Source organism: Candidatus Hepatincolaceae symbiont of Strigamia maritima, assembly GCF_055505085.1.
In genome coordinates this window covers 1-6,979 of record NZ_DBKDTU010000174.1, presented here as the reverse complement: position 1 = coordinate 6,979, position 6,979 = coordinate 1, and the positions used below count along the sequence as shown (strand labels likewise).

Sequence of the window (6,979 nt, the reverse complement as noted above, 5' to 3'; positions counted from 1 at the left end):
ATAGCCACTCTATTCGGAATAGTTTTTACAGTATTTCTTAGATAACTCATGATTTAATCTTCCTTTTCATCTCTGCATTTTTAAAAAAGAATGGAATATCACAAAATATCGGTGTTTTAGCATTATTTTGTACAATTACTATTTGTTTACCACTTGGTAAATTCATTATATCTGTTGCCTCAATTAAATTAATCATTTTTTTAACTCTATGCCGATTTTTATCAGCTCCCTGCCACTCAAATACTTCTTTTTGACCGGCCATTGAAGCTAATCTTTTTGCCGTAACATCATTGTTTTGAGGTAAAATAATTTTAAAAGCCGTATTAGTAATAATATTTTCTAACCCTTCTCTTTTATATTTCTGTTCTAACTGCCCTAAATCTTGGCAGACAAATAAATAACTTCCCTTGTAGCCTCTGGCTATGGCCGGACCCTGTTCTACGGATTTGATTTTGGGAAAGAATGCTACTTCATCTAAAATAAACCTTACTACTCTTGATTTTTTAACATATTCAAGATCCTGTGAGGTAATATATCTAGTAGCAAACTCTACAAAAATACCACTTAAAACCCCATAAATATCCTGATCAAATGCCGGTGAGACTAAATAGATGGTTACAGGTTGATTATCTATGCCTCTAATAGTTGTCATATTAAAAGTGTTTTGTGAAGTGATATTTCTTACTTTCTCATTATTAAAAATAAGCAAATCTGCTGAGACTGTGGCTAAAATAGAGCCTAACGTATTTGGGGAGGTTGTACTCATCTCAGCAAATACATTATAAACTCGTTCTCTGATTACTAATGGGATCTCTTCTTTTTCTTTAAATTCTTTAGCATATTTTTTAAAGTTGTCTTGTATCGGGTCATTCTTTTTTGCAAATACATCCTCATCTTCTTCTGCATTTTCCTCCTCTTCCGCAACCACTCCGATAGTTGCCAAAAAATCTTTACAATATGCAATTGAACTACTTTTATTTTCTAATTCTTCTAAATAAACCATGTATAGCATAACTGCGGTTAAGATTTTTCTAGCACTATTTGCCCAAAAAGGATCGCTACCACCCTCTTTTATTAAGATATTTGCTAGTACTTCTATTAGCTCAGCTCTATCTGAGGTTTCTTTTGGTAAATTCTCTAAAGCTAGAGGATTCCAGTAAGTAGTATCTTCTCCCTCTACTTCTTCTTTCCATGCAATCCTAAAAATTTTACCTAAGCTTTTCCTATATTTAGCTGTAATATCATATAATTCTCCTTTAGGATCATTAATTACTAAACTATCCCTATCACAAGATAAAATAGTAGGGACTACAGTCCCACTAGTTTTACCAGCCCCTGCCGGGGCAACACAAAGTAAGGCTAACGGTTCATTAGTTCTTAAAAATTTATTCTTAAATATTCCTAGAGAAAACCCATCTTCTCTTAAAATATTAGGTTGCATTCTTTTAATATCAAAAAGATTAGCAAATTTAGAAAATCTTCTCGTTGGTTTATAAAGATTTTTATTTTGCAGATAGAAAAATGCTAGTATGAAACTCAGACTAGCAATGACTACTGACCAAAATGCCTTACTTATGTAAAAATTCTCACTTTGAAACACAAAAAATAAATATTTTAAATATCTAAGGTCATAAAACCATATATCATAAGAATAATAAGCAATTCCACCAAAAAGTAGTAAGGCAACACTACCGGCAATTACTAAATTTAGCGTGCTATAGAAATAGAATTTAAAATCATTATTATTAACGGGTAGCATCTTATTTTTCTTTCTCTAATTGTTGAAGTCTTCTGTAAAATGTATGGTATGGAATATTATAAATAGCAGATAAAGAAGCAATTGATGCCCCTTTATCTCTATATTTATGAGCCTGCCTTAAAATATTCTTGTGTATCTTAGTCTCTTTTCTACCTCTAGTTTCCTTAGGAATAATTTTTGGTTTTTCATCAATAAATTTATTGCTCTCCAGATTATTAAGTTTAAATAATCCTTGTATTTGACCTTTTTTTAAAATCTCAGAATTATTAATATCTATATTTGCTAAATATCTTTTACCTTTCTCATCCTTAATAAAATAAAGGATAAAATCTATATTCTTCTTAATAGAATTATCTATTTCAGTTATGGAAATATTTTCTTTACCACTTAATGCTAAATTTTGCTGAAATGCCTCAGCCGTTCCATCATGATTGGCATGTAAGGTTAAAATAAATCCTTTATGTCCTGAATTCATACTCCTCATGATTAAATCAACATTAGTAGTAGTCAATTCCGGAATTAAAATCCTATCCGGATTACTTCTCATTAATAAATCAAATTGTTCCCTATAATCTTGTTCATCTTTTGCTACTAGTTCACTATATCTTTGTTCTAATCTAAAAAAGAAATCATGAATATCTCCAACCACATTTAAAATCTCATCCTGATTAATTTCATGAATTAATAGGTTAGCAAATGAGGTTTTACCACTCCCAGTACCTCCTACAATAAAGCAGGAAGACTTATTATCACAAATATATTTCTTTAAGAAGTTATATTCTTTATCCGATAAATTAAAATCTTTGTGTTTATATTTAAGGGAATTGTCATTTAACCGTATTGATATTTTTATTCCACTTTTAATCCCACTTCCAACTCTGCCGGTAAATCTAAAAGCGTTGATGGGTAACATACAAGATACATATTCCTGTTTGTTTTTAATGAACTTTAAATCATTATTAGCACAAATTGTATACATTAAAGCCTTGATGTATGCCTCATTAATAGTATTATCAGCTTGAAACTCCTTAATACCACCACGTTTAACCAAAACTACCTCGCAAAAATCATTAATCTGAAAATCTTCTATATCAGGATCTTTGAAATATTTGAGCAGAGGTTCTACTAAAGGTTTTAATAACTCCCCTTTTTTACCCTCAAAGTTAATAACTCTGACAGATTGTAAATTAGCAGTCATCATATTCTCCTTGGGCATATTTGCTTAAGTCAGGGCGTGTATACCATTCCTTAATCGCATATTTATTACCACTCCAATAACCTCCGCATTTCCCAACTTTTCTACTATCAAAGTGGGAATATTTATGATTTGCACGATCGTTTGTATCTTCAAATTCCACCCCGGTATAATATTTTTGCCCATCTACAAATACTATCATTGCCTTAAATTTATTGGAATGCCCTTCTTTACCATGAGCCCGAGTATCATCATGATTGACCCAATATTTAAACTCCTGTTCATGTTGATACTTAACAATATCTAATTCTTTATCATCAATAATAACTACTCTGTTTTCTGTTGCTATTTCTATTAGTCTTTTCATCTTTTTTTGAGAATATCCTTGTTGATTATTATAAGAAATATCTCCGGTAAATTGTATCTTATGCGGAAAATATGATTTGCTAGTTTCCACACAGTCTCCAATAAATTCAACTGTAGAATCAGGTTTGACCCAGTAATATCTACCGGTATGCATAGACTGATTTTGATCAACATTATGTGTTACGGGACATCCATCATATTTGATGAGTAAATCATTTGATTCAGCCTTAGGATCAAGGACACAATCTGAAATAAATATCTTTTCTCCAGATTGATTTTGATAATACCACTGTCCCTGTTTCACAAACGTTCCATTTACCCCGACTGCAGTGCAAGTACTAAATTCTAAAATATGTGCGTAAGATTGTACAGGAATACAGCCTCCTGCGGTATATTTCTTACCCTCTTCGGAAAAAGTTGGCTGCATTCTTTGGTAAGTTACTTTTGCCACATAATCATGTAAAAATTCACATTGTTCCTTATCAGCAGCTACAGTCTTAGCATAATGACAGTCCTCTTTAACAATTTTATTGCCCTCATTATCAAAATAGTAAACTCGTTGATAAGTCTGGATAGTTTCCTTAGTGGTGTCATATAAATGATGGCAACCTTCAAGAGTTGTTATCGGAACTATTTTTTGTAAATCCTGAGGCTTTTCTTCTTTAACCGGATTATCATAACCACTCCCTCCAAAAGATACATTGGTTTTACCCCCGTTACTCGGCAGATCTCTTTTTTTCTCTTCTTTTTTCTCTCCATCTTTTTTTTCAATATCAATTTGTGAAGAAATATTACCCCTAACGAACAAAATAGTCCCTTTTGGCAAAATGTTCTTATCTATAGTAATTTCACTAGTTAATAAACTAGTAATATTAGTCTTAGCTCCGGCAGATAATAAAATAGTCCAAGAAATATCTAATTTAAACTTATTATCTACAGGTGTTATTTTAATGAATCCTTCCATCATCTGTTTTTTACCCTCAATTCTGGCTGTTACTTTTTGTTCATTATTAATATTTACCTGCTTAGTAGTTTTTACAGTAAAGTCTGCATGTGCTATAAAACTTACAAATATTGGTAAGAGGATACTAGTAATTAGTTTTTTTATTTTATTTTTTTTCATTATTTATCTTCCTCAGGCTGTAGGTTTATGTCTGTTGTAGGTGTAATAATTATTCTTGAACCACTAGGTATTGTAACAACTGGAGATAAATCAATTGTTTTATTTAGCATTTGTGTTGATAAATCTAAAATTGATAAGCCAGTGTACTGAGATAAACTACCCATATTACTACTTGGTAATTTATCTCCTCCGAATAAAGCTAACCCTGAAATTATAGACATCATGAAAGTTTGTCCATATTTTTCCCACATCCGATTATCTAAATCACCAACTAACCCACTCCTTGCCATCTGATCTCCAACCACTGCACTTGTTAACATCATGGATTTACCATTTGGAAAATACACTCGGCTACATTCTGTCATAACCGCACTCTCTCCAAATTTCTCTAATGGTTCAAAATTACAAACTATTTTACTCCCCTTAGGTAGTAGTATTTTTTTGCTCTCAAAAGAAAATACATCTCTCTCAATACTTGCTAGAAAAGTACCACCCCGCCTTGTATTAATATTACTTTGCACCAATGCTCTAATATACATATCAGTAGTAATTATTTTATCTCTATCAACGATTGATGAGGTGGTATCTTCAGTTACGCCTAATTCTGAATAATCTTCCATATAAAATTCACCTTTTTTACTCTCTAAAGAAATTGAATCCTTTTTGTTGAGATTAACTATTTTTACAGTAGAATACCTTCTTCTTTTTTCCTCTTCTAATTTTGCTTGCTTTTCTGCTAGTTTTTTTCTCTGTTCTTCCTGTTTTCTCTTAATTTCAGCCTCTCTTGCCGATTTTAAAGCTTGTTCTTTTAAATTATCTGCTTCAGTTTTTAATCTTTTCTTCTCATTAGCTATTTTTTTAGATTCAACTAATAAACGTCTTTTTTCAGCCTCAATTTTACTTAATTCAGCTTCTTTTTTTTTCTGCTCTTTTAGTTTTTGATAATTTGTAATATTCAATGTTCCTTCCTTATGTTTTGAGATAAATTTAGTATTATCAACCTCAAGTGCAAGGGCAGTTAATACACTCGGCAGAAATATTATTAACACGATTATGGTTTTATTTTTTAGCTGCATATTTAGTCCCTTTATAATCAATACACACCCATTTACCGCCAGCTTTTAGAGTTAATTTCTCAGCTAAAGTGTGGACGACTATCACATTTTCCTTAATAGTAAAATTTACCGGTGTATCAATATAATCTACAACCTCTAATACAGTAGGAATATCTTTAGCACCATCTTCTGTCCTATAATCTAAATAAGTATATTCCCCGTCAGACCAGACTTTATTAGGAGCAATTTTTTTGTGATCTCCGAACCAGTTTGCCCGCATTGAAAATTCATAATCTAACTCTTCATTCTCTTGTTTTTCTTCTTTTTTAAATAGGTTAAAAAAGCTGTAGCCATTGCTCTCAGATACTTCAATATGCAAAATTGGATTTCTATTATTTTCGTAATCAATTGTAGAAATCAAAAATACATAATTATTTTTTTTAGTGTTTACATTCAAATTAGTTTGTTTATCGGCTAGTTTTGAATTTAAAGCTAAGGTATAATTATTAATTATGGTTATATCTGCTACTAATTCATCACCCAACACAAAAAAATTAATCTTCTCCGGGAATTTTATTGTAGTTACCATTCCTTGTTTGATTAGCACTTCAGTCGTACGATTTGAAGATACTTCTAAGGTAAAATTATCCTTAGCAAGTATCTTATTATTAATCAGACCAAAGATTATCAGTAGAATTAGTTTTTTTCTTAGTCTTTTCATCTTTTTTCTTATTACTATTTATTATATTAATTTTATTATTTACTTTTTTTATCCCCACTGAATAATCAGCTACCAGAAAACCAAATGGATTATTTAAGTAATCATTCCCTTTATAATCTCGCTCATTATCCTCAAAACTCACGGTTGCTATAGCAATAGTATTATTAATAATTCTACCAGTTGCTTTTTTACTATCTATAATTTCAAATTCAACCTGAATTTGTTTATTATTTAAAATAGAAGAAGCAATAATATTAATATTTCTAATATACTCATTGTCTACTGCTTCTTTATAAGGAGAATTTTCATTTTTGTCTGTATCATATTCATTCTGAAACTCACTAAGTACGGATTTGGTTGATAGAAATTGTATCTCCGTGTATCTTTTATCTTCTGTGGCCAAATCAATTGTTTCTCTTTTTACAACATAACTTCTGGCTAACCACTCTTTTACTCTCCTATCAGCTTTTTTATTGGTTTTATACGGCTCAATAGCCACAATCTGTTCATTTTTCGGTAAAAAATGCAGAAAATACGGAACTTTTTCTTTAAGTGGTAAAATTGCTATAATCGCAAGAACCAAGCATAAATTTACAGCTATGCTTATTAGCAAATAGAAATTTAAACTCTGTAACAATTTAGTTTCTAATCTGGAATTATCTTGTACATCAATAAATACTTTTTTATCCAGTAAATTAAGTATCTTTTGTGCTTGCTCAAAATTATTCCCTTTAAATCTTGCTTTTAAAGATTTTAATGA

At 30.7% G+C, this 6,979-nt stretch carries 6 protein-coding genes; all 6 read right to left on the bottom strand.

The annotated features are described in order from the left end of the window. Positions 1–46: 46 nt before the first annotated feature. A complete protein-coding gene (locus ACQCX0_RS04775; protein ID WP_462563034.1) occupies positions 47–1,759 on the bottom strand; it encodes a type IV secretory system conjugative DNA transfer family protein in 1,713 nt (570 codons plus the stop codon). A gap of 1 nt (position 1,760) precedes the next feature. After that, on the bottom strand, positions 1,761–2,957 hold the full coding sequence (locus ACQCX0_RS04770) for an ATPase, T2SS/T4P/T4SS family (RefSeq protein WP_462563033.1): 1,197 nt from the start codon (positions 2,955–2,957) through the stop codon (positions 1,761–1,763). Further along, positions 2,947–4,443, bottom strand: a complete 1,497-nt coding sequence (locus ACQCX0_RS04765) for a hypothetical protein (RefSeq protein WP_462563032.1) — start codon at positions 4,441–4,443, stop codon at positions 2,947–2,949. Before ACQCX0_RS04765 ends, ACQCX0_RS04770 begins: the two co-directional genes overlap by 11 nt. Then, entirely contained in the window at positions 4,443–5,519 is a 1,077-nt protein-coding gene (locus ACQCX0_RS04760; protein WP_462563031.1) for a TrbI/VirB10 family protein, read from the bottom strand. Before ACQCX0_RS04760 ends, ACQCX0_RS04765 begins: the two co-directional genes overlap by 1 nt. Further along, the gene (locus ACQCX0_RS04755) at positions 5,503–6,219 is read right to left on the bottom strand and encodes a TrbG/VirB9 family P-type conjugative transfer protein (RefSeq protein WP_462563030.1); all 717 of its coding nucleotides are present in this window, start codon (positions 6,217–6,219) and stop codon (positions 5,503–5,505) included. Before ACQCX0_RS04755 ends, ACQCX0_RS04760 begins: the two co-directional genes overlap by 17 nt. After that, positions 6,167–6,979: VirB8/TrbF family protein (locus ACQCX0_RS04750; RefSeq protein WP_462563029.1), on the bottom strand; the 813-nt coding region annotated here is incomplete at its 5' end. The genes ACQCX0_RS04755 and ACQCX0_RS04750, both read right to left, overlap by 53 nt.